This window comes from Ochrobactrum teleogrylli (genome assembly GCF_037482325.1).
In the GTDB taxonomy this organism is placed as follows: domain Bacteria; phylum Pseudomonadota; class Alphaproteobacteria; order Rhizobiales; family Rhizobiaceae; genus Brucella; species Brucella teleogrylli.
Genome location: NZ_JBBHKQ010000001.1, coordinates 1449901 through 1472162 on the forward strand (window position 1 = coordinate 1449901; position 22262 = coordinate 1472162).

The window sequence follows — 22262 nt, forward strand, 5'->3', positions numbered from 1 at the left end:
GAAGGCGCGGTGTGAAAACATCGCGCCTTTTAATTTTCCGGCGTCCCTTTCGATCTCGTTAGGAAATTTTCCCTGTTATTTCATGCGTCTTGCGTAAAACACCAATTTTCGGTAGGTTCTGACAAAAGTTGGTAAGGGTATTAGGTTTAAAATCCTACGCGGCGCATTCTCACGGCCCGAGTTCGCCATGGGACGATGCCTGCCTGAAATTGGCGGATAACACATGTTTTCTCACGACAGCGTCTGGGCGGCGATAGACGCACTGGCAGAACGCCATTCCCTGAGTGCGTCGGGCCTTGCCCGCCGCGCTGGTCTTGATCCCACGACCTTCAACAAGTCGAAGCGTTACGCCGCCGACGGGCGCGCACGCTGGCCCTCGACGGAATCGCTGGCCAAGGTGATGGAAGCCACCGGGGCAAGCTTTGAAGAACTCACACGCCTGATCGGCGGCGTCAATACGAACCAGGGTTTCGGCGAATATACGCAGGATGCGCAACCGATCCCGCTTCTCGGCATGGCGGAGGCAGGCACGGGCGGCTATTTCGACGATGCAGGTTTCCCGGCGGGGCAGGGCTGGGACATTGTGGAATTTCCAGTGGGTGCCAGTGAAGGTGTGTATGCGCTGGAAGTTTCGGGCGACAGCATGTTGCCCCTTTACCGTGACGGCGATACGTTGATTGTCGCGCCCAATGCGCCGGTGCGTCGCGGCGACCGCGTGGTGGTGCGAACCAAGGACGGAGAAGTCATGGCCAAGATCCTCTATCGCCAGACACCACGGACAATCGAATTGCATTCGCTTAATCCAGAGCATTCAAACCGCAGCTTTGAGACCAAGGATGTGGAATGGATCGCCAGAATTCTATGGGCCAGCCAGTAATGGCGCAGTCGCATACGAGAAGCCATTCGCGCATGGTCTATGGCAGTCTCGCCGGTTTGACGGGCGCGCTGTTGGCCGCTGCTTTCATCGCTCCGTTTTATGGCGCTCTGGATGGGCCCGTGCCGGTGATCGCTGCGGATAGCGGCACGACCGCGCCGACCGGCAGTTCGGGCAACGGCATCGTCGTCGAACAATTCGATTATGACGAGCCGGGTACCAAAACGGATGGTCAGCAGAATGCGCAATCCGCTCCTGAGACCACGCCGCAGCCGGGCAATTCCAGCGATGAGGCAAACGGGCTTCAGCGTGAAGCGCCGCGACCGCCGCTCAGCGATCTCGGTCTTGCGGCAACACCAAAGCCGCCGGAGCCGGTCGCTCCGGCTGAGCCGGTTGCGCCAACCCCTGCCGTGCCTGTCGGGGAGGGCGAGGACATGCAGCTGTTGCAGCGGCCCGTCGCGGTTGCCGCCGGGCGGCTCGAAAGTCAGGGACGCATGATCGATTTGCAGGGCATCGAGGTTTTGCCGGTCGAGCAGACCTGCCAGACCGCATCTGGCCAGAACTGGCCATGCGGTATGCAGGCGCGGACGGCTTTCCGCCAGTGGCTGCGCTCGCGCGCCATCATGTGCCGTCTGCCGCAGAACGATAGCGGTGCCGCCATTGCGACCGGGTGCAAGCTTGGCAATGACGATGCCGCCGAATGGCTGGTGACGAATGGCTGGGCCAGGGCGACGCCAGACGGTTCCTATGCTGATGCGGGACGCAAGGCGGAAGAAGCGCGCCTTGGCATTTTCGGAGACAAGCCGGATGCGTCCTTGCAAAGTCTGGAGCCTGATCCGGGCAACAGTCTCGGCAATCCATCGCCGCTGGCACCTGAGCCAGAGCCGCAACCCTCTGTGCCTTCTCCGCAGCAGGGTGAGTTCCCGCCAGCACCCGCTGCTCCAGCACCGGCTAATTAAGCTTGCGCTGTTGCCTTCGGGTTTCCCCGTGTCGCTGATTTCAGCGGAACGGTGATCACCACGAGGCATGCGATCACCAGTACGACGCCGAGCCAGCCCATGGCTGGGAGACGTTCCCCGACGATGACTACGGCCAGCAGCGCGGCGACGACAGGCTCGACCAGTGTGATCGTCGTCGCCATGCTGACAGGAACCCGCGCAAGGCCGATGCCAAAGCAGACATAACCGAGGAACATCGGCACCGCCGCCATATAGATGCCGACAGCGGCATTGTTCCATGAGGCGAGGAAGGGCGCGCCGGTCATCAGCAGCACCGGCATCAGCAACAGGCCGCCAATGCCGAATGTCGCGCCCATCGCGACCGATGAATGGATGCCGCGCAGGATCAGGCCGCGCGCAGTCCATGAATAGAGCGCATAGGTGAAGCCTCCAATCAGGCCAAGTCCAATGCCGATCAGCACCGAGTTGCCCGTCTGTGCGCCGCTATGCGCCGATCCTTCGACAATCGATATAAGGACCATTCCCGTCAAACCGATCAATGCGCCGCAGAACCATTGCCTGGTGGGGCGAGAGCCGCCGAACATATATTCGATCAGGGCGGCCAGCAGGGGTGCCGAGCCAATGGTCACGACGGTCCCGATGGTGACCCCAGCCATACGCATCGAGGCGTAGAAGGCGAGCGGATAGATGGCGACGGCCAGTCCGCCCAGAACGAGGTTGCGCCAGTGCTGGCCCAGTTGCGGCAATGCACGGATGATACCGCGTCCGGCGAGAAGCGCCTGCATCAGCCCGCCGACGCCCATGGCCGCAGCGCCGATTGCCGCAGAACCCACCTCCGGGGCAAATGTTGCGGCTGTGCCAGTCGTCCCCCAGACGGCAGAGGAAAACAAAATGGCGGCGACGCCAATCGCATAATTGCGCGATGATGTGTTCACAATGCCCCCAACATGTCCGATACCATAGCCCGCGCCTCCTGAATGCAGACGCTGTTCCCCTCAAGTCCGGCGCGCGACATTGCCCCTTCCAGCAGAAAAGACAGTTGCCGCGCCAATGCAGCCGCTCTCTCAGGCGCGTCGGGCAGCAGTTCCGCTAGATGGCCAGCCAGCAGCGCTTCGACCTCGCGCTTGTGGTGTTTCACTGCCTGGCGCCCAATATCGCCGACCATCAATTCGGCAGCAGCATTCAGCAGCCCGCAGCCGCGAAAGCCGTGCTCATAGGCAAATTCAGCGTGGTCCTGATAGGCGTCGAAAACCGCGAGAACCTTTTCCAGCGGTGTGACTGCTTTTTGCAGCCGCGCATCATAGAGGCCCAGCCATTCGGCATGGCGCACTTCCAGATACTGGTTCACCAGATCGGCTTTGGACGCAAAATTATTATAGAGGCTCTTCTTGGCGACGCCCGCTTTTTCAACGATGGCGTCAATGCCGGTGCCGCCGATGCCGTGATCGTAAAACAGCACGGCAGCAGCATTCAAAAGCTTTTCGCGCGCGCTTTCCGTGGAAGCCGGAAATGGTGTTTGAACGGTCTTCATCGCAGTAACCTTTATGATAGGTATACCGTTCTACCTACTACGCGATACAGAGTCAATCGGAGCAAATGTGCCAGCGTTTCGGGCGCAAAAAAGCCCCGCGCCGGGTGGCTGCGGGGCTTGTCGTTTTGTTCGGCTATTGAGCGGCTCAGACCAGTTCGCCAGCCAGCGCCTTTTTGATCAGGGCGCGGGTTTCCTCGATGCCGTAAAGCGCGACGAAGGAGCCGAAGCGTGGGCCACGCTCCTGTCCGATCAGCACTTCATAGAGCATCTGGAAGAAGGAAACCGACACGCCGGGGCCGCCTTCCGGGCTCTTCTTGGTGTGATCCTGATAGCGTTCGATGGCGCGGGCGACGTCCAGAATGGCGTTCTGGATATCGTTGCCATCGGTCCCGGCAGGCAGGGTCGCAAGCTTGGCGTCCAGCGCTTCCAGTGCGCCGCGTTCCACGTCGTCCGGCGCACGGAACTGCTTGGTCGGCTTGACGAAATCGTTGAAGTAACGGATCGCGTAACCAACCAGCGCATCCAGTTCCGGATTGTTTTCCGGCGTGACGCCCGGCGCGTGGCGCGAGATGAAGCCCCACAGAACCGACGGGCTTTCCGCATTTGATGCGCTGACCAGATTGAGCATCAGCGCGAAGGTCACCGGCAGGTCAACCTTTGGCGGGTTGCCGTAATGAATATGCCAGACCGGATTGTTCAGCCGGTCCTTCCACTCTTGACGGTCATAGGCCGAAAGATAGGTGAAATATTCATCCACCGCCTTCGGGATGACATCGAAGTAAAGGCGCTTTGCGGTCTTCGGCTTCTGGAAATTGTAAAGCGCAAGGCTTTCGGTCGGCGCATAGGCCAGCCATTCGTCAATCGAGATGCCGTTGCCCTTGGACTTGGAAATCTTCTGGCCAAGTTGGTCGAGGAACAACTCGTAAACGAAATGTTCTGGCGCGCGTCCGCCGAGAATTTCGCAAATGCGGTCGTATACGCCCGCATTGGTCTGGTGATCCTTGCCGAACATTTCGAAATCGACGCCGAGTGCCGCCCAGCGCATACCAAAATCCGGCTTCCACTGCAGCTTTACCTTGCCGCCGGTGACGGAAAGCGTGGTTTCGACGCCGTCTTCATCGTCGAATGTGATCGTGCCAGCCTTGGCGTCCACGCTCTTCATCGGCACGTAAAGCACGCGGCCCGACTTGGGCGAGATCGGCAGGAACGGGCTATAGGTCGCCTGACGCTCTTCGCCGAGCGTCGGCAGCATGACTTTCATGATGTCGTCATAGCGTTCGACGGCCTTGAGCAGCACCGCATCGAACTTGCCGGACTTGTAGTAATCTGTCGCGCTGGCGAATTCGTAGTCGAAGCCGAAAGTGTCGAGGAAGCGGCAGAGCATAGCATTGTTATGCTCGGCAAAGCTCTTATATTCGCCGCCGAACGGGTTCGGCACCGACGAAAGCGGCATTTGCAGATAAGGCTCAAGGGCCGCCTTGTCCGGCACATTGTCCGGAATCTTGCGCATGCCGTCGAGATCGTCGGAGAAGCAGATCAGGCGCGTCTTCACCTTGTCTTCGGTCAGAATACGGAAGGCATGGCGCACCATCGAGGTGCGCGCCACTTCGCCGAATGTGCCGATATGCGGCAGACCCGACGGGCCATAGCCGGTTTCGAAAATCACTGTGTCCGGCAGGCCGGTCTTGGCATAGCGCTTGAGGATTTTCTTCGCTTCTTCAAAGGGCCATGCTTTCGCGTCCGCCGCCGCCGCGGTCAGTTCCGGGGTCAGCGTAATTTCGGGCAGACGATGCGAAGTCATGGTTTTGTCCTGATATCCTGTGAAGGGCGTTATTCTTGAAAAACGGTGCACGCATCCGTGCTTATGCTCTATGGCGCGACAACCCCGTGCCGTCAACGGCTGGTGCGGAATTTCCTTGCCTAACCGCGGGAGGCTTCCTAACTTTCCGGCAAATTGTAACCGGAAAAGCTGATTCCGATCATGGTGTCGCTGAGGAGTACCCGATGAAGAAAATCTCGCCGCAGGATGCACTCGTCTACATCATGATCACGACGTCGGCTGCCGATACGACGATGACCGACGCGGAACTGGAGTCCATCGGCAATGTGGTGACGCGCCTTCCGGTGTTCCGTGGCTTCGATACGGCGGAACTGCCGCGTCTTGCCAATGAATGCTACGCTCTGCTGGCCTATGAGGACGGTCTGGAAAAGATCCTCGACCTTGCGCATGAAGCGCTGCCTGAAAAGCTTTATGACACGGCCTATGCGCTGGCGGTCGAAGTGGCCGCCGCCGATCTCCATGTCGAGCAGGAAGAGCTGGAATTCCTGCAGATGCTGCGTGATCGCTGGACGCTGGACGAGTTGACGGTTGCCGCCATCGAGCGCAGCGCACGGGTGCGTTTCCGCAAGCTCTGAATAGTTTCCGTCACGCAAAAAAAACGCCGGTCCGAAACAATCGGACCGGCGCTTTCTTTTTGCGGGATAGGCTTACCAGGCAGGCTGAACCGAACCCTTGAAGGTTTCTTCGATGAAGGTCTTCACTTCCGGGCTGTGATAGGAGGTGATCAGTTCCTTGACCCAGTCGGCGTCCTTGTCGGCGGTGCGCACGGCAATGACGTTGAAGTAGGGCGCCTTTTCGCCTTCGCGGATCAGCGGGTCCTTGGCCGGGTTAAGACCGGCCTCCATGGCATAGTTCGTGTTGATGACAGCCGCCTCGACATCTTCCAGCGAGCGCGGCAGCTGTGCGGCATCAAGCTCGACGAATTTCAGGTTCTTCGGGTTTTCGGTCACGTCGATGACGCTGGCGCGCAGGCCCTTGGCCGGATCGATCTTGATGAGACCGTTATCGGCCAGCACCAGAAGTGCACGCGCGCCATTGGTCGGGTCGTTGGGGATCGCCACCGTCGCGCCATCGGCAAGTTCGGAGATGTTCTTGAGCTTCTTCGAATACATGCCCATCGGGAAGTTGACGGACTGTGCCACGCTGACAATATCGAATTTGCGGTCGGCAACCTGATTGTCGAGATAGGGCTGGTGCTGGAATGAATTGGCTTCCAGCGCGCCATCGGCCAGCGCCATATTTGGAATGACGTAATCGGAAAATTCCTGAATATCGATTTCCAGACCCTTGGTGGCAGCGACTTCCTTCACCTTTTCCATGATCTGGGCATGCGGGCCGGGCGTGACGCCGACGCGTATGGTTTTTGCCATCGCCGATCCGGCTGTGCAGACGGCGAGAATAAGGGCGGCGGTAAGCAGCTTACGCATCGGAACTCCTGAGATAATTGGTATGCGACCTGGGGAGGATGATTTCATCAGGTCCGGTTCATAAAGCATTTCCAGCAAAAGTGAAAAGCGGTGGCCGACCTGTCATGCACAAAAAAGCGGGCGGGGAAAACCCGCCCGCCTGTCCGGTTTCACGCTATCAGCACACGACTGGAAGCCGTCGCGCCTTGCGTCGTTCCAAAGCCGCGCGCATCACATGGGCGGCTTCTGAGAAAGTTGCGTTTTCTTTCCAGCGTTCCGCATGAACCAGTGTCGACGGAACGATATCCTTCAATGCTTCCAGCGTGTGGCGCGGCACCATGTCGGTGCAGTTCCACAGGCGACGGAAGACAACGCTGATACGTGTAATCTTGCCATTGACCTGAACAACCGGCTCTGCCGTTTCCAGTGTCCAATCTTCATAAGCATCGACCGCATCTTGAAATGCGTGATGTAGATAGATCGGTGCGTGACCGTCATGAAGCGGGGGCAGCAAACTAGACATTTCTGTTTCCTCTCTTCCAATGTGGTTCAGCTTCAAAACTTGCAGCCGGATTTATCTATCGGGCCTGCAAGTGGGCGAAACAGGAGCGGGGGTAAACTCCTGTGGTCATGTGCTGGCCATATTCGGTTCTCTCTTCACGAAATACGACAACACATAATTAACCATGATCTATGCAAAGGCGCCCCTTTGGCAAGGGGAGAATTTCTTAAGATGGCAATTTTGTAAAAAATTAATTCAGCAGTATTCTGCAAAATACTGAACAATCAGTGAGCATATTATTGGATTATACTACGTTTATCTGTTGGTCAAAATTTCCCAAAAAGGAAATGATTTTCAATATTTATTGTCGTGGTGACAGGTTTTGACCCTGTCATTCGGCCGTGGCTGCGATAGAAATAAGCCGATGGGAATAAAAAAGCAGGGCAGGTGGGGTTATGTCTCGGTTCATTGCGTCGCGAAGAGGTTTTCTGGTCGGCTCGACCTTTCTGGCCGCATCGGTGGCGTGGCCGAAATGGGCGCGGGCGCAGGACAGTGCAGAAAAGGGCGGACGACTTGTCGTGGCGGCGGATTCCGAACCGCGTAATCTCAACCCGGCTATCGTCGCCTCCAATGGCGTGTTTTTCGTTGCAAGCAAGATCGTCGAGCCCTTGGCCGAAGCCACTTTCGACGGCGAAAACGGCTTGAGCCCGCGTCTGGCCACGGCCTGGGACGGCTCGGCTGACGGGCTGACTGTGACGTTCCGCCTGCGTGAAGGCGTCACGTGGCATGACGGCACGCCGTTTACGGCGGCGGACGTGGCCTTTTCCGCACTGGAAGTCTGGAAGCCGCTGCAAAATCTTGGCCGCGTCGTGTTCAAGGCGCTGGATAAGGTGGAAACACCGGACGATCATACCGCCATCTTTCATTTCTCGGAGCCGACGCCGTTTCAGCTCGTGCGCAACGCTCTGCCAGCGCTGACCGCCGTTCTGCCGAAACATGTTTTCGCGGGCACCGATATTGAGGCCAATCCGGCCAATGAAAAGCTCATTGGCACCGGACCGTTCAAATATGCCGAGCACAAGACCGGCGAATATTATCGACTGGTCCGGAACGACGCCTATTGGGGCGAGGGCGAACCTCATCTCGATGAGATCATCTATCGTGTTCTACCGGACCGGGCTGCCGCAGCCGGTGCGCTTGAAGCGGAAGAGATTGATCTGGCGGCTTTCTCCGCCGTGCCGCTGGCCGACCTCGACCGCATTTCGAAAGTGCGGGGGCTGACGGTTATCTCCAAGGGCTATGAGGCACTGACTTATCAGCTTGTCGTGGAAATCAATCATCGTCGCAAGGAACTGGCGGACCGGAAGGTTCGTCAGGCGATTGCCCATGCGATCGACCGCGATTTCGTGGTCAAGACCATCTTCCTTGGCTACGCCAAAAACTCGACCGGCCCCGTGCCGCGCTATGACAGCCAGTTCTATACGGGTGATGTGCCGTCCTATCCGTTCGATGTGGCCAAGGCGAATGCGCTTCTGGACGAGGCGGGTTACAAGCGGGGCGCGGGTGGAACGCGCTTTGCGCTGAAGCTTCTGCCCGCGCCCTATTTCAACGAGACCAGACAGTTCGGCGATTATCTCCGGCAGGCTCTGGCTGCGATTGGTATCGATGCGCGCATCGTCAACAATGACGCGGCGGCGCATCAAAAGGCGGTCTATACCGACCACGATTTTGACCTTGCCATTGCGCCGACCGTCTATCGCGGCGATCCGGCCATCTCCACCACCATTTTGGTGGAAAGCGGCATTCCGGCGGGTGTGCCGTTCTCCAATCAGGGCGGCGATACCAATGCCGAACTGGACGCCCTGATCGCCGCCGCGGCACGCGAGATCGATGAGACGAAACGCACGGCGCTTTATCACGAGTTCCAGCAAAAAGTGGAAGCGGACCTGCCGCTGATCAATGTTGCCGAATGGGGTTTCATCACGGTTGCTAGTGAGCGGGTGAAGAATGTTTCCAACAATCCACGCTGGGCGGTTTCCAACTGGGCCGATACCTGGGTTGAGCCGCGATAGACAGTGACGAAGCTTCGCGTTGATTGTATCGTCGCGACGTGGCGCAGATTCTAACCCTTCTCCGGAAACGTCTGATCGGCAGCATCCTTGTGCTGCTGATTGTCGTTGTCGGCTGTTTTCTGATGCTGGAACTGGCGCCGGGCGATGCGGTGGACGCCTATGCCGTCAGCTTCGGCGGTGATGCGGCACAGATTGCGGAAATGCGTGCCCGCTGGGGGCTGGACCAGTCGGTCTGGCACCGGCTTGCCGCCTATATTGCCTCTCTCTTGCAGGGCAATCTTGGCTGGTCGGTCAGTTTCAACCGCCCTATCCTTGGCGTCATTCTGGAACGGCTGCCCAATACGCTGCTGCTTATGGGGGGGGCGACGGCGCTGTCCTTTGCCATAGGCACACTGCTTGGGCTTGTCGCCGGATCAAGGCCGGGTAGTTTGCGAGACCGGTTTCTGTCGGTTACCTCTCTGGTGCTTTATGCCATTCCGGGTTTCTGGCTGGCGCTGGTGCTGGTCATCCTGTTTTCGATCCGGCTGCGCTGGTTACCGTCGAGTGGCATCGAAACCATTGCATCCGGCAAGCAAGGACTGGCGCGGGCAGGCGACATAGCGCGCCATCTGGTGCTGCCGGTCATGTCGCTGGCGCTGATTTATCTGGCGCTTTATCTGCGGGTCATGCGCGCCGCGATGGCCGACATATGGCGGATGGATTTTGTGCGAGCCTTGCGGGCGCGCGGCATTTCGCGACCACGCATTGTGTTGCGCCATGTGGCGCGCAACGCGTTGTTGCCGCTCGTTACCCTGCTCGGATTGCAAGCGGCCAGCATGTTGGGCGGCAGCGTGGTGATCGAAAGCGTCTTTGCGGTTCCCGGTCTCGGACGACTGGCGCAGGAGGCCGTTGCAAGCCGCGATACGCCCTTGCTTCTGGGCGTCATTCTCACAAGCGCGATCATGGTGATTGCGGTCAATTTGCTTGTCGATCTTCTCTATGTTTGGCTCGATCCGCGTATTGCCCAAAGGCCGACAGGAAAGGCCAGCGCATGACGGTTTTTCTGCGCAGTCTCAAGACGGGCGAAGGTCTGGCAGGTTCGCTTATCCTGACGATCCTCGTCGCAGCAGCACTTTTCGCGCCGCTGCTCTTTCCTGGTGATCCGCTGCGGATTGTCGCGTCTCCCTTGCTGGCACCGTTCGAAAACAGCGCCTTTCCGCTTGGCACGGACCGGCTTGGGCGCGATGTGCTGGCCGAACTTTTCCACGGCGGGCGCACCTCGCTGGTTGTCGGGCTTGCGGCGGCTGTGGCCTCCATCCTCGTCGGCAGCACGGTCGGCGTGCTGGCGGGTTTTGTAGGCGGGATCGTCGATGAAGTCCTGATGCGGGTCACCGAGGCGTTCCAGACTGTGCCGGGCTTTTTGCTGGCGCTGGCGCTGGTTAGTCTTGCCGGGCCGTCATTGCCGGTTCTGGTCGCCGCAATCGTACTCTCAAGCTGGACGCAGGCTGCACGCCTAACGCGCGGGCAGGTGCTGTCCATCCGCGAGCGCGACTATGTGGCCTCGGCGCGGGGCATAGGCATGCATCCGCTGGAGATCGCCTTTCGCCAGATATTGCCCAACGCCCTGCCGCCGGTTCTGGCGCTGGTGCCGGTGATCGTCGCTTCGGCCATATTGATCGAGGCCGCACTGTCCTTTCTCGGCCTTGGCGATCCGAACCGTGTCACATGGGGCGGCATGATTGCGGAAGGCCGCACGGTTCTGCGCTCTGCACCGTGGCTTTCCATTGTGCCGGGACTGGCATTGGCTTTGACCGTTGTTGGCGTCTATCTGGCGGGCGAGGGCGTGACTGCCGCCGCGGCACGGCGCGAGGTGCAATCATGAGCCTGCTCGTGAAACTGGATAACCTCTCCGTCACCTATGGGCGCGAAACGGCGCTGGGCAACGTTCAGCTCGATATAGAGGCGGGCAAAACGCTTGCCATTATCGGCGAAAGCGGCTCCGGCAAAAGCACGCTGGCGCTGGCGCTTGCAGGTCTTCTGCCTGCCAATGCTCGAGTATCAGGGCGCATCGATTGGGCCGAAGCTCCCATGAAGCCGGGTCGCGATATCGGCTTTGTCTTTCAGGACCCGGCATCAAGCTTCGATCCGCTGATGAGCATTGGCGCGCAATTGGTCGAAACCATTCGCGCGCATGAAAAGCTGGATTACCACACCGCGAGGATGCGGGCGCTCGCACTGCTTGAGCGCGTGCATATCCCTGACGCGGACCAGAGCTTCCACCGCTACCCGCATCAGTTCTCTGGCGGGCAAAAACAGCGTATCGCGATAGCGCTCGCCATCGCCGCCAATCCGCGTGTGCTGATCGCCGACGAGCCGACAAGCGCGCTCGATACGATTGTCCAACGGGAAATCGTGGCGCTGCTGCGCAAGCTGGTGCGTGAAGACGGCATGACGCTGATCTTCATCACGCATGATATCGCGCTCGCTTCCGGGCTTGCGGATCGCATCGCGGTCTTCCGCCGGGGCGCGCTGGTGGAAAGCGGCGATGTGCGCGCAATCATCGGCACACCGCAGACCGACTATACGCGCGCACTGATTGCCGCCGTGCCTGTACTGGAGTTGGCTACCCATGGCTAAGACCTTGTTGCAGGCGGACGGGCTGGTGGTGCACTATGGCGCTGCATTGGCGATCAATCATGTCGGCCTTGCGGTCAACAGGGACGAGACACTGGCGCTGGTCGGCCCGTCGGGCAGCGGCAAGTCCACGCTCGCGCGTGCCTTGCTGCGCTTACAGCCGCTGGAGAGCGGGACAATCCGCTTTGAGGGTGAGGATTGGCTGGCACTGCAAGGCGCTGCGCTGCGAAAGCGTCGCGCAAGGATGCAGATGGTGTTTCAGGACCCGCTATCGGCTTTCAACCCTCGCGCCAGCGTGGGCGATCTTCTGCACGAACCGCTGCGCATTCATGGCATCGACCGCGATATCGCAGACCTGTTGCAAACGGTCGGGCTTGATCCAGCGCTTGCGCGGCGCGGTGTGCATGAAATTTCCGGCGGCCAGCGGCAGCGGGTGGCAATTGCCCGTGCGCTTGCGACATCCCCGTCGCTGATCGTGCTGGATGAAGCGGTTTCCGCGCTTGATGTCACCGTGCGCGGCGCAATTCTCGACTTGTTGCAGGAGATACAAAAGGCCGAGCAGACGGCCTATCTCTTCATCACCCATGATCTCGCGGTTGCTGCACAAGTGGCGGATCGCATTGCGGTGATGGAGCGCGGGCGGATTGTTGAAAGCCGCCCGACGCGGGAGCTGATCCTGACACCGCAAGCGCCTGTCACCAGAGCGCTGATTGATGCGGTGCCGAGACTTGCTGATTAAGCCTTGCCGAGTTCCACCGAACGCTTGCGCGCTGCTTCAACGGCCTCGGCAACGAGTGTCTTGAGACGGTCGCCACCCATCAGCACGTCAAGCGCTGCCGCCGTGGTGCCGTTCGGGCTCGTCACCTGCTCGCGCAGTTTCGACGGGGTGTCGGTGCTGGCGTCGGCAAGCGCGCCCGCACCCATCACGGTCTGCATGGCAAGAAGTGCCGCCGTTTCGCGTGGCAGACCGGCCGTAACACCAGCATCGGTCAAGGCTTCGATGAAGTGGAACACATAGGCCGGGCCTGAACCCGAAACCGCCGTGACGGCATCCATCAGCGTTTCGTCATCGACGCTGGCGACCTTGCCCGACGTTGCGAGCAGGCGTGCGACGAACGCCTCGTTGTCGGCGGTCACATTGGCGTTCTTGAAGGTCACCATCATGCCCTTGCCGATGGCGGCAGGCGTGTTGGGCATGCAGCGGAGGATGGCGGCGTCGCTGCCCAGATGATTTTCAAACAGCGCAACCGGAATGCCAGCTGCAACGCTGACAAAGGTGGCGGCAGGCGCAAAGCGCTTATAGGCAGGCAGGACGGCGTTCATCACCTGCGGCTTGACGGCAACCAGGATCATGCGCGGCTTAAGGTCAGCAGGCAGCGCATCCGCGCTGGCATAGGCGTGAACGCCGGCGCCAGCTGCACGTTCGCGCAGCGCATCCGTCGGCTCGACGACGTGAACATCGCCAGCTTTCAGAATGCCATTGTCGAGCCAGCCTTTGAGCATGGCAAAGCCCATATTGCCGCAACCGACGAGAATTACCGTATCCTGCATATTGATTGTTCCGCCTGTCTGAATGTGTCGGCGCCGTTGCGCCAGGATTGATCAAAGCCGGTATAGCCTTGCGCCTTTGCAATCTGCAAGGCGGCGCGGCCAAATTTGATCGTTGCGCGCGGACAAAACATAAAACTGCGGAAATTATAGCTTTATTGCCCGTAAATTATTGATGCCTCATAAATTATCGAACAATATGTCCCGACGAAATTGCATGAAAGCGCGGATAATTTGCTTATCCGCGCTGCTGTTGGAATGAGGGGCCAATGGATCCGTCTTTGACTACAGGTATTCCGCCAGCGGAGGCATTCGGTCACGTTCGCATCATCATCGGTATCATTCTGGGCCTGTGCGTATCGCGCCTGCTCACCGGCTTTGCGCGCTTCATCCAGCATCCCGGCAAACAGATAATCTATCCGGTACATCTGGCCTGGGTCGCCTTCGTGCTGTTGTCGGTGGCGCATTTCTGGTGGTTCGAGTTCGGCCTCAGAACCATTCCGCTATGGACGTTCGAAAAATATCTTTTCGTGATCTTTTATGCCGGGCTTTATTTCCTGCAATGCACGCTGCTCTTTCCCGACAGCATGGAGGAATATACTGGCTATCGCGATTATTTCATGTCACGGCGCAAATGGTTCTTCGGCATTCTGGCGTTGATCCATGTGGTGGATGTGCTCGACACATTGCTGAAAGGCGTGGATCACTATCAACTCTACGGGATCGAATATCCGATCCAGACGGTCTGCTTCATCCTGTTCAGCATCATCGCCATGTATACGGATAGCCGCCGCTATCATGGGACATTCGTCACATTCGCCTTGCTCTATCAGATCATCTTCACGCTGCGGCATTTCGCGACGCTGAACTGATCACTTCTGCCGCTCCGCATTGCGCGCGGTTTGCGCATCCACCACGGCGCGAAACTGGCGCAGGAGCGGGTGGCGCTCGGTCTGCTTGAGGCCGTAGCCAAGATTGAACGCATAATCGAAATCGGGCGGGTTCAGCCCGATATTGTGTTGCAGCATGGTCTCGATCTTGTCGAACCCCTTGGCGAAGATCGCCTCCGGGGAGGCACCGCGATTATAGTCGGTCCAAAGGTCGAGAGTTTCCGCCCGTAGATCATCGGGCAAAGGCGCGCATAGCTCGATGAGATCAGCCTTTTCCCGTTCGGCGCGGCCATCGTCGGCGCTTTGGTGAATGGCCGGAACATCGCCGGAAATCGCTTCGCCCAGATCATGTATGAGGCACATTTTGAGTAGGCGCAGCCGGTCGCAATCGCCAAGTTCCTTGTCGAAAAGCGTGACCAGCAGACTGAGCCGCCAGCTGTGTTCGGCAGTGCTTTCCGGGCGGCCCTCGGCAGTATGGCCGGAACGCAATGTGCTTTTCAGGCGTTCGGCTGCCTGAATGAACTCAATGATGCCCTCAAGGCGTTTCATATCGACCGGATGTTCCATTTTGGTTTGCATCGAGGGTTCCTCAAGTTGCGCATCGATATGAATCATTATGGAAAACTACAATTTTAACGGTTTGTTTGCCATGATGGATGCCATAATTCTCATGGTCTGTGATATGGGCAGATCATGGGTGGATGGTCCGGGCAAAGGGGCCAATCAATGGGCTTGGATAGGCATCGGGAAAAAGCGATGGTTGAGCAAAAGAACAAGGGACAAGCTGCTGCCGCGCGCCCCTTATTGGCTTATGCTCCCGAGTTTCTGGCCAGGACACCGGATGTAGGGCCGACCAAGACCACTGCCGAACTGGCCGAGGAATTGCTGGCCGAGCGCGAGCATCGAAGGCGGCGTGAGGAACTTTTGCGCCGCAAGCAGGAAATGCTGGACGGCGAACCGGCTGCCCCTTCGGCGGTCCATGATCCTGCCGCCGATATGCGCCAGCGCATGAGCGCGATCAGGGCCGAATTGCAGTCCCGGCTTGAACCGGAGGAAGCGCCAAAGCTGCCGATGCCAATAGCGCCCGCCGCTGTCGCTCCGACCGCTGATACACCGCCCGCCAAACCGCGCAGGCGTTGGCGCTTGCGCTGGGGTCGCATCGTGGGTTTTACCGTGCTGGGCGGTTTGCTTGGGCTTGGTTATGCCATGCTGGAGCCACAACATTATCGCGTATCGACATCCATGCAGGTGTTCCCTTCCGAACGTCGCAGCGAGATTGCATCCGAAGCGGTGCTGAACCGCGCCGCGCAACTGGCGCATATCCAGTCGCCACGAGATTTCGGGCCGCCGCCGCTTCTCGATCAACTGCGGCAAACCCTTGCCCGGTTCACCACAGCCGAAGGCGAGGCTGCGCCCGCAGCACAGGCCGCGCAAACGGGTGCGGCCATTCTGCGCCCGCATCTGGAATTTTCGCAGGCGCTCGATAGCGGCATCGTCACGGTCGAGGTGAAGGCCGCGAAGCCGGAAACAGCAGTGGCGGTTGCCAATGCGGTGACACAGGCCTTCCGTGACCAGCTGACGGGCAGCACGGGCGCGCCGGATGCCGGTCTGCCCGAGCGATTGCAGGCTCTGGAAGCTGATGCGACTGCGGTTAAGGCGGCGGTTGAAGCGTTCCGCGCCAGCCGGAATTTCGGCGACGGCGACCAGGCGGCGCTTGAAAAGGCCTTTGCCGAGGCCAAGGCCGAAACGGCGCGGATTGGCGCCGAGGCTGGCCGCTTGAGCAGCATGACGGCGGAAAGCCTGTTGCGGGATGGCCTGCCGGAAGATATGCGTTCCGGCGCGCTGGGCCGGCTGGTCGAACAATATCGCGCAGCCGGGCAAAGCGAAGCGGCCAAAAGCCTTGCCACTGAAATCGATACGGAAATCGCCAATCAGCGCAGTCTGATTCAGGCAGATTTGCGCAAAGCCGTTGAAAACGAGCAGAAGGCGGCATCGGCCATGACCGGGCTGAATGCGCCTCCAGCTAGCGATGAAGACCGCAATCGTCTGCAAGCGATGCAGCGCGATCTGGCGGCGCGGCAGGCGCTTTTTGAAGATGCGCAAATGCGCGCGGCGCAAGGCGATATGAGCACCCTGTCGGCGACGGGTGCCACGGTGCGCCTTGTTCCGCCCGCCAAGGATTCATACGGCTGGCGCGGCGTGTCCTTGCAGACTTCGGTTCTGGCCGGACTGCTCGGCGGCCTCTGGCTTGGTCTGTTTTCGTGCCTGTTCGGAAACAAGCACGCGCCCGTTGCAGAAAAGCGGGAGCGGGACGAGCCGGAAGTCGACGACGTGCTTGAGACCTATGGCGAAACGCGGCTTGCCGCCGTCATTCGGGAAGCGAACGAGCGCTGGGAAGTCGAAAACAATCGCGCCCATACAGCCGCAGAAGCGGATGAATTGCAGCGCACCATCGACGACGTGCGCGCAAACCGCGGCGTCCGGTTCTGAAACTTCTGAAATCCTGCCCTGATTTTCGCCTTTGTCGCGTATTCGGTAATTGTCATCGGGCGTCATGACGCTTATTGGCATGTATGCCCGACGGATGTGATGTATCTCCCAGACATTCCGCTCCGTTATTTCGCAAAGCCGATATTTCGAAAAGAAAGAAGCGCTCGCTATGGCCCAGTTGATCGATGGCAAGAAGCTCGCCGAGGATGTGGTTTCCACGGTGAAGACCGAAACCGAAAAGCTCGTTGCAGCGACCGGCGTGGTTCCCGGTATTGCCGTGGTGATCGTGGGTGAAGACCCGGCGAGCCAAGTCTATGTCGCCTCCAAGGGCCGCAAGGCCAAGGAATGCGGCTTCCATTCCATCCAGCACGATCTGCCGGACACCGCCTCTGAGCAGGAGCTTCTCGACCTGATCGAAAGCCTCAATAACGATCCGGCGATTCACGGCATTCTGGTGCAGCTGCCGCTGCCGAAACACATTGATTCAGGCCGCGTCATCCAGACCATTTCGCCTGACAAGGACGTGGATGGCTTCCACTTCATCAATGTCGGCAAGCTCGGCACTGGCGAGGTCGATACGGCGTTCGTGCCCTGCACGCCAGCCGGTGCGATGATCATGATCGAGCGCGTTCACGGACGCGATCTTTCCGGCCTCAATGCCGTGGTGATCGGTCGCTCCAATATTGTCGGCAAGCCTATGTTCAATCTGCTGCTCGCCGCCAATGCAACGGTCACGGTTGCTCATAGCCGCACCAAGGACCTGCCGGCGATTGCACGCACGGCGGATATTCTGGTTGCAGCCGTTGGCCGTCCGCAGATGGTCAAGGGCGATTGGGTCAAGCCCGGCGCGACGGTGATCGATGTCGGCATCAACCGCATCCCGGCGCCGGAAAAAGGCGAGGGCAAAACCCGTCTTGTCGGCGATGTCGATTTTGCCGATGCGGAAAAGGTTGCAGGCGCAATCACGCCGGTTCCGGGCGGTGTCGGCCCAATGACCATCGCCATGCTGATGGCTAACACGCTGACAGCGGCCTGCCGCAGTGCTGGCGTAAAAAAGCCCGTTTTTTGACATAATTGAGAGGCGTTTTCGCGCCTCGTTCCCGCAATTTGATGCGATTTGAAAGGCAAAGCGGTGCAAAACCCGCTTTGCCTTAATTGCTTCAGAACACCGAAGCGCCTTCATCGGCCCGCCCGGCAATCTGCCGGAAGGCGCGGAACAATTCACGCCCCATGCCATGTTCGTTGTCGGAAAGGTCGGGGCGTTCTTCCAGTCGGGCGTCGAATGTCGCGTGATTGATCAAAACTTCCAGCGTACCATTGACGGCATCCAGGCGGACAACATCGCCGTTGCGGATTTTGCCGATTGCGCCGCCATCGAGTGCTTCCGGCGTGACGTGGATTGCGGACGGCACCTTGCCCGATGCACCTGACAAGCGACCATCGGTGACAAGCGCCACGCGCTGGCCGCGATCCTGCAAGATGCCGAGAACGGTCATCAGCTTGTGCAGTTCCGGCATGCCATTGGCCTTCGGTCCCTGATAGCGAACCACCGCGATGAAATCGCCGGTCAGGTCGCCCGCCTTGAAGGCAGCCTGCAACTCGGCCTGATCGTTGAACACCTTTGCGGGCGCTTCGATCACATGGCGCTCGGGCTTCACAGCGGAAACCTTGATGATGGCATTGCCGATATTGCCGGTCAGAACCTTGATGCCGCCGGTTGGCTGGAACGGCGCATGGATTTTCGCCAGTACCTTGTCGTCGCCGCTCTTTTCGGGGACGGGTTCGCGCAGAACCGTGCCATCGGCACCGAGCTTCGGCTCAATGGCGTAAGGACGCAAACCCTCGCCCCAAACGGTGCGCACATCTTCATGAAGGATGCCGCCGTCCAGAAGCTCGCGGATGAGGAAGCCCATGCCGCCTGCGGCATGGAAATGGTTCACATCGGCCAGACCGTTCGGATAGACCCGGGCGAGCAGCGGCACCACGTCCGAAATCTCGGAAATGTCGTGCCAGGTCAGCTTGATGCCAGCCGCCGCCGCCATGGCGATCAGATGGATCGTATGGTTGGTCGAACCGCCGGTGGCATTGAGGCCAATGATGCCATTGACGAAAGAACGTTCGTCCAGCATTTCGCCGACTGGCGTATATTCATTGCCGCAGGCGGTGATGGCGAGCGCGCGCTTGGCGGCTTCGCGCGTCAGCGCATCGCGCAGCGGCGTGCCCGGGTTGATGAAGGACGCGCCCGGCAGATGCAGGCCCATGATTTCCATCAGCATCTGGTTGGAATTAGCCGTGCCGTAGAAGGTGCAGGTGCCAGGACCGTGATAGGACTTTGATTCCGATTCCAGCAGTTCCGCGCGCCCGACCTTGCCTTCGGCATAAAGCTGGCGGGTCTTGGCCTTCTCGTCATTGGGCAGGCCGCTGGTCATCGGACCGGCAGGAACGAAGACCGCAGGCAGGTGCCCGAAAGTCAGCGCGCCAATGATGAGGCCCGGCACGATCTTGTCGCAGACGCCAAGATAAACAGCGGCATCGAACATGTCGTGCGACAGGCCGACAGCTGCTGCCATGGCAATGACTTCACGCGAGAAAAGCGATAGTTCCATCCCCGCGAAACCTTGGGTGACACCATCGCACATGGCAGGTACGCCGCCCGCCACCTGCGCCACGCCGCCCGCATCGCGGGCCGCCTGCTTGATCAGCTGCGGGAAGGTTTCGAATGGCTGATGCGCCGAGAGCATGTCGTTATAGGCGGTGATGATACCCAGATTGAGCACTTCGTCGCCGGTCAGCGCAGCCTTGTCATGCGGCCCGCAGGCCGCAAAACCATGAGCCAGATTGGCGCAGGCCAGAACCGTTCGGTTCGGTTTTTTCAACGCCGCCTCGCGCACGCGGCCAATATAGGCCTCGCGGGTCGGTTTGGAGCGTTCGCGAATGCGCGCGGTGATTTCCTGAATGCGTTTGTGAGCGGATTGCATGGGCATGGGTATCACCTGTGCCAATCTGGCCTGAATAGAATTAACTGGTCCAGTAAAGCTGGATGGGGGTACGGGCATGGTGGAAAACCGCCCGTACCGGCATTTCATGTTCGTCGTCGCCGGACAGCGCCTTTTCCAGCGTCGCCTGCTTGGCCGCGCCTTCGATGTGCAGCACCAGCATGTCGGCCTCTGCAACCAGTGGCAGGGTCAGCGTCAGGCGCTTTTCACCAGCACCTTCGGCATGGATTGGCAGAACGAGCGCCCGCGTTGCCGGGTCGATCGCCTGATCGAGCCGGTCGGCATTGGGGAAGAATGAAGCGGTATGACCGTCATTACCCATGCCAAGCACCACCACGTCGAAGGGACGGCGCAATGCGTCGATGCGGCTGGCCGCGGCCAGCGCCGCCGTTTCGGCCGTCGCCGCCGGATTATAGAGGCCGACGAATTTGGCCACGCCCGCATGATCGCGCAAAAGATGGTCGCGGACCAGCTTTTCGTTGGAACGATCGCTGTCTGTGGCCACGAAACGCTCGTCAACGAGGGTGATCGTGACGAGGTTCCAGTCGATCATCTTGCGCGACAGCACTTCGAACAGCCTCAGCGGCGTGGTGCCGCCGGAGACGGCGAGCGTCGCCTGTCCCCGCTCAGCGATTGCGGCAGCCAGCTTGATTGCAATTGCCTCCGAGAGCGCTTGCGCCAGTTCCGTTCCGCTGGTGAAATCGTGCCGTTCGATGGTCATGCTGTTCCTTTCAGGGTCCTTTATAACGTTTCGTGCCAGGTGCGACCGTCGCGTTCGATCAATGCGATGGACGACGATGGCCCCCACGTTCCTGCGGTGTAACCCTGGACCGGCTGACTGTTCAACTCCCATCCCTGAAGGATCGGATCGACCCAGCGCCATGCGGCCTCGACTTCGTCGCGACGCATGAACAGGGTCTGATTGCCGCGAACCACATCCATGATCAGCCGTTCATAGGCGTCCGGATTGCGCTCGTTGAAGGATTCGGCAAAGCTCATATCGAGCGGAACGTGACGCAGGCGCATGCCGCCCGGGCCCGGATCCTTGATCATCAGCCACTGCTTGACGCCTTCATCGGGCTGCAGGCGGATGACGAGCTGATTGGCAATGACCTTGCCAGCACTTTCACCGAAGATCGAATGCGGAATTGGCTTGAAGGTCACGACGATTTCCGAAACGCGGGTCGCCAGACGCTTGCCTGTGCGCAGATAGAACGGCACGCCCGCCCAACGCCAGTTGGCGATTTCGGCCTTCAACGCCACGAAGGTTTCCGTGTTGCTGGTGTCGCTTTCGAGGTCTTCGAGATAACCGCGCACCGCGCCGCCCGCCGAAGCGCCCGCGCGATATTGGCCACGCACGGTCACATCCTCGACATTGGCATTGGTGATGGGCTTGAGCGAGCGCAGCACCTTGACCTTTTCGTCATGTACCGCGTCCGCTTCAATCGACGAAGGCGGTTCCATGGCGACAAGGCAGAGCAGCTGGAGAATATGGTTCTGCACCATGTCGCGCAAAGCGCCCGCCGTGTTGTAATAACCGGCGCGACCTTCAAGGCCGACGGCTTCGGCAACGGTAATCTGCACATGGTCGATATGGGCTGAGTTCCAAAGCGGTTCATAAAGCGCATTGGCAAAGCGCAGCGCCATCAGGTTCTGCACCGTTTCCTTGCCCAGATAGTGGTCGATACGGAAAATCTGGTCTTCACGGAACACGCTGCCCAGCGTGTCGTTGAGCGCCATTGCCGAATCCAGATCGCGGCCAATCGGCTTTTCAACGATGATGCGGGTGTCGCGGGTGATGAGGCCATGGCTCTTCAGGCGCGTGGCGATATCGCCGAACAGGGTCGGGCTGACTGCGAGGTAAAAGGCGCGAATCTTTTCCGGCTTCTTGCCGATCAGGGTCTTGAGCGCATCCCAGCCCTCTTCGGACTTGGCGTCGACCGCAACATAGCTGACACGCTTCAGAAATTCTTCGACCTGCTTTTCGTCGACTTCGGCAGGCTTGACGTGCTCATGAATGGCATCGCGCGCAAACTTCCGATATTCCTCATCGGTCATAGGGCTGCGCGAAGCGCCGATAATGCGCGTCGGGTCGGAGAGCTGGCCTGCACGCTGCCGCTGATACAATGCCGGGATCAGTTTGCGTTCGGCTAGGTCGCCCGAGCCGCCAAAAACGATGCAGTCGAAAGGCTCTACCGGAATAGTCTGGCTGGTCATCTGTCGCTCTCTTCTTTCGTTCGCGCAAATCAGTCTGTCAGTCATAGCCTACTATGACAACGGTGCCATATGCGCGGCCCATCTTTATAATTTAATCGATTTAAATTCAACCGTCCGATTGCCGCATTCTCGTGAATTTGAACTGGGCGTCAAATGTGGGCCAGATATCGGGATAAGACCGCGCATGGAGGCAGCCTGTCGGTTTTGTCGGGTTAACCGCTTATGCACACATGACATGTTCATCTTAAAGCCATATTGGAACAAACAATCGTGTTTCAAGTGATTTGCACACAAAGTCTGAAACGGCTTTGTCAAAGGAGAATG

The 22262-nt window shown here is 59.3% G+C and carries 21 protein-coding genes; 11 read left to right on the forward strand and 10 right to left on the reverse strand.

From position 1 onward, the window contains the following. Positions 1 to 223: 223 nt before the first annotated feature. Positions 224 to 877: a S24 family peptidase gene (locus tag WIX40_RS06665; protein ID WP_140023982.1), complete on the forward strand. Its 654-nt coding sequence runs from the start codon at positions 224 to 226 to the stop codon at positions 875 to 877. Further along, entirely contained in the window at positions 877 to 1833 is a 957-nt protein-coding gene (locus tag WIX40_RS06670) for a thermonuclease family protein (RefSeq protein WP_339440962.1), read from the forward strand. The genes WIX40_RS06665 and WIX40_RS06670 overlap by 1 nt, the downstream gene beginning before the upstream one ends. Here the strand turns inward: WIX40_RS06670 and WIX40_RS06675 are convergent. The 3 genes from WIX40_RS06675 to WIX40_RS06685 form a co-directional block, all read right to left on the reverse strand. After that, a complete protein-coding gene (locus WIX40_RS06675) occupies positions 1830 to 2768 on the reverse strand; it encodes a DMT family transporter (protein ID WP_339439386.1) in 939 nt (312 codons plus the stop codon). The two genes, WIX40_RS06670 and WIX40_RS06675, sit on opposite strands and share 4 nt — an antisense overlap. Next, complete coding sequence (locus tag WIX40_RS06680; protein WP_339439388.1) at positions 2765 to 3364, reverse strand: TetR/AcrR family transcriptional regulator; 600 nt, start codon at positions 3362 to 3364, stop codon at positions 2765 to 2767. The genes WIX40_RS06675 and WIX40_RS06680 overlap by 4 nt, the downstream gene beginning before the upstream one ends. Before the next feature lie 145 nt (positions 3365 to 3509). Then, a complete protein-coding gene (locus WIX40_RS06685; RefSeq protein WP_339439390.1) occupies positions 3510 to 5165 on the reverse strand; it encodes a lysine--tRNA ligase in 1656 nt (551 codons plus the stop codon). A gap of 203 nt (positions 5166 to 5368) precedes the next feature. Here WIX40_RS06685 and WIX40_RS06690 point away from each other — a divergent pair, with 203 nt between their 5' ends. Then, positions 5369 to 5779, forward strand: a complete 411-nt coding sequence (locus tag WIX40_RS06690) for a tellurite resistance TerB family protein (protein ID WP_109367008.1) — start codon at positions 5369 to 5371, stop codon at positions 5777 to 5779. A gap of 72 nt (positions 5780 to 5851) precedes the next feature. Here WIX40_RS06690 and WIX40_RS06695 read toward each other — a convergent pair whose 3' ends face one another. Then, positions 5852 to 6631 (reverse strand): MetQ/NlpA family ABC transporter substrate-binding protein, encoded by a 780-nt coding sequence (locus tag WIX40_RS06695; RefSeq protein WP_109367009.1) that lies wholly within the window; start codon positions 6629 to 6631, stop codon positions 5852 to 5854. Between the two features lie 157 nt (positions 6632 to 6788). Next, positions 6789 to 7133, reverse strand: a complete 345-nt coding sequence (locus WIX40_RS06700) for a BRA0787 family protein (RefSeq protein ID WP_109367010.1) — start codon at positions 7131 to 7133, stop codon at positions 6789 to 6791. 434 nt (positions 7134 to 7567) lie between these two features. Here WIX40_RS06700 and WIX40_RS06705 point away from each other — a divergent pair, with 434 nt between their 5' ends. Genes WIX40_RS06705 through WIX40_RS06725 form a run of 5 tightly spaced genes read left to right on the forward strand, consistent with a single transcriptional unit; the run spans position 7568 to position 12536 of the window. After that, positions 7568 to 9184, forward strand: a complete 1617-nt coding sequence (locus tag WIX40_RS06705) for an ABC transporter substrate-binding protein (RefSeq protein ID WP_339439393.1) — start codon at positions 7568 to 7570, stop codon at positions 9182 to 9184. A gap of 23 nt (positions 9185 to 9207) precedes the next feature. After that, positions 9208 to 10218, forward strand: a complete 1011-nt coding sequence (locus tag WIX40_RS06710; RefSeq protein WP_339439395.1) for an ABC transporter permease — start codon at positions 9208 to 9210, stop codon at positions 10216 to 10218. After that, complete coding sequence (locus WIX40_RS06715; protein WP_339439397.1) at positions 10215 to 11045, forward strand: ABC transporter permease; 831 nt, start codon at positions 10215 to 10217, stop codon at positions 11043 to 11045. The genes WIX40_RS06710 and WIX40_RS06715 overlap by 4 nt, the downstream gene beginning before the upstream one ends. Beyond that, a complete protein-coding gene (locus WIX40_RS06720; protein ID WP_339439399.1) occupies positions 11042 to 11800 on the forward strand; it encodes an ATP-binding cassette domain-containing protein in 759 nt (252 codons plus the stop codon). The genes WIX40_RS06715 and WIX40_RS06720 overlap by 4 nt, the downstream gene beginning before the upstream one ends. Beyond that, a complete protein-coding gene (locus tag WIX40_RS06725; RefSeq protein WP_339439400.1) occupies positions 11793 to 12536 on the forward strand; it encodes an ATP-binding cassette domain-containing protein in 744 nt (247 codons plus the stop codon). Before WIX40_RS06720 ends, WIX40_RS06725 begins: the two co-directional genes overlap by 8 nt. On the opposite strand, the gene proC is transcribed toward WIX40_RS06725, so the two are convergent. Beyond that, on the reverse strand, positions 12533 to 13348 hold the full coding sequence (gene proC, locus WIX40_RS06730; protein ID WP_339439402.1) for a pyrroline-5-carboxylate reductase: 816 nt from the start codon (positions 13346 to 13348) through the stop codon (positions 12533 to 12535). The genes WIX40_RS06725 and proC overlap by 4 nt on opposite strands. A 266-nt stretch (positions 13349 to 13614) precedes the next feature. Between proC and WIX40_RS06735 the strand changes: the two genes are divergently transcribed. Then, positions 13615 to 14217 (forward strand): hypothetical protein, encoded by a 603-nt coding sequence (locus tag WIX40_RS06735; protein ID WP_339439404.1) that lies wholly within the window; start codon positions 13615 to 13617, stop codon positions 14215 to 14217. Here the strand turns inward: WIX40_RS06735 and WIX40_RS06740 are convergent, their stop codons facing one another. Further along, positions 14218 to 14814, reverse strand: coding sequence for an HD domain-containing protein (locus tag WIX40_RS06740; protein WP_339439406.1), 597 nt, complete (start codon positions 14812 to 14814; stop codon positions 14218 to 14220). Between the two features lie 177 nt (positions 14815 to 14991). Between WIX40_RS06740 and WIX40_RS06745 the strand changes: the two genes are divergently transcribed. Both WIX40_RS06745 and folD read left to right on the forward strand, forming a co-directional pair. After that, positions 14992 to 16725, forward strand: coding sequence for a GumC domain-containing protein (locus WIX40_RS06745; RefSeq protein WP_339439408.1), 1734 nt, complete (start codon positions 14992 to 14994; stop codon positions 16723 to 16725). A 169-nt stretch (positions 16726 to 16894) separates the two neighbouring features. Continuing rightward, positions 16895 to 17794 carry a bifunctional methylenetetrahydrofolate dehydrogenase/methenyltetrahydrofolate cyclohydrolase FolD gene (gene folD, locus WIX40_RS06750; protein WP_339439410.1) on the forward strand — a complete coding sequence of 300 codons (900 nt, stop codon included), beginning with the start codon at positions 16895 to 16897 and terminating at the stop codon, positions 17792 to 17794. 91 nt (positions 17795 to 17885) lie between these two features. On the opposite strand, the gene edd is transcribed toward folD, so the two are convergent. From edd to zwf, 3 genes are read right to left on the reverse strand one after another with little or no spacing between them, the layout of a single operon-like run. Continuing rightward, positions 17886 to 19709 (reverse strand): phosphogluconate dehydratase, encoded by a 1824-nt coding sequence (gene edd / locus WIX40_RS06755; protein WP_339439412.1) that lies wholly within the window; start codon positions 19707 to 19709, stop codon positions 17886 to 17888. Positions 19710 to 19743: 34 nt separating this feature from the next. Then, the gene (pgl, locus tag WIX40_RS06760) at positions 19744 to 20442 is read right to left on the reverse strand and encodes a 6-phosphogluconolactonase (RefSeq protein WP_109367021.1); all 699 of its coding nucleotides are present in this window, start codon (positions 20440 to 20442) and stop codon (positions 19744 to 19746) included. Positions 20443 to 20462: 20 nt separating this feature from the next. After that, positions 20463 to 21938, reverse strand: coding sequence for a glucose-6-phosphate dehydrogenase (zwf, locus tag WIX40_RS06765; protein ID WP_171317637.1), 1476 nt, complete (start codon positions 21936 to 21938; stop codon positions 20463 to 20465). Between the last annotated feature and the right edge of the window lie 324 nt (positions 21939 to 22262).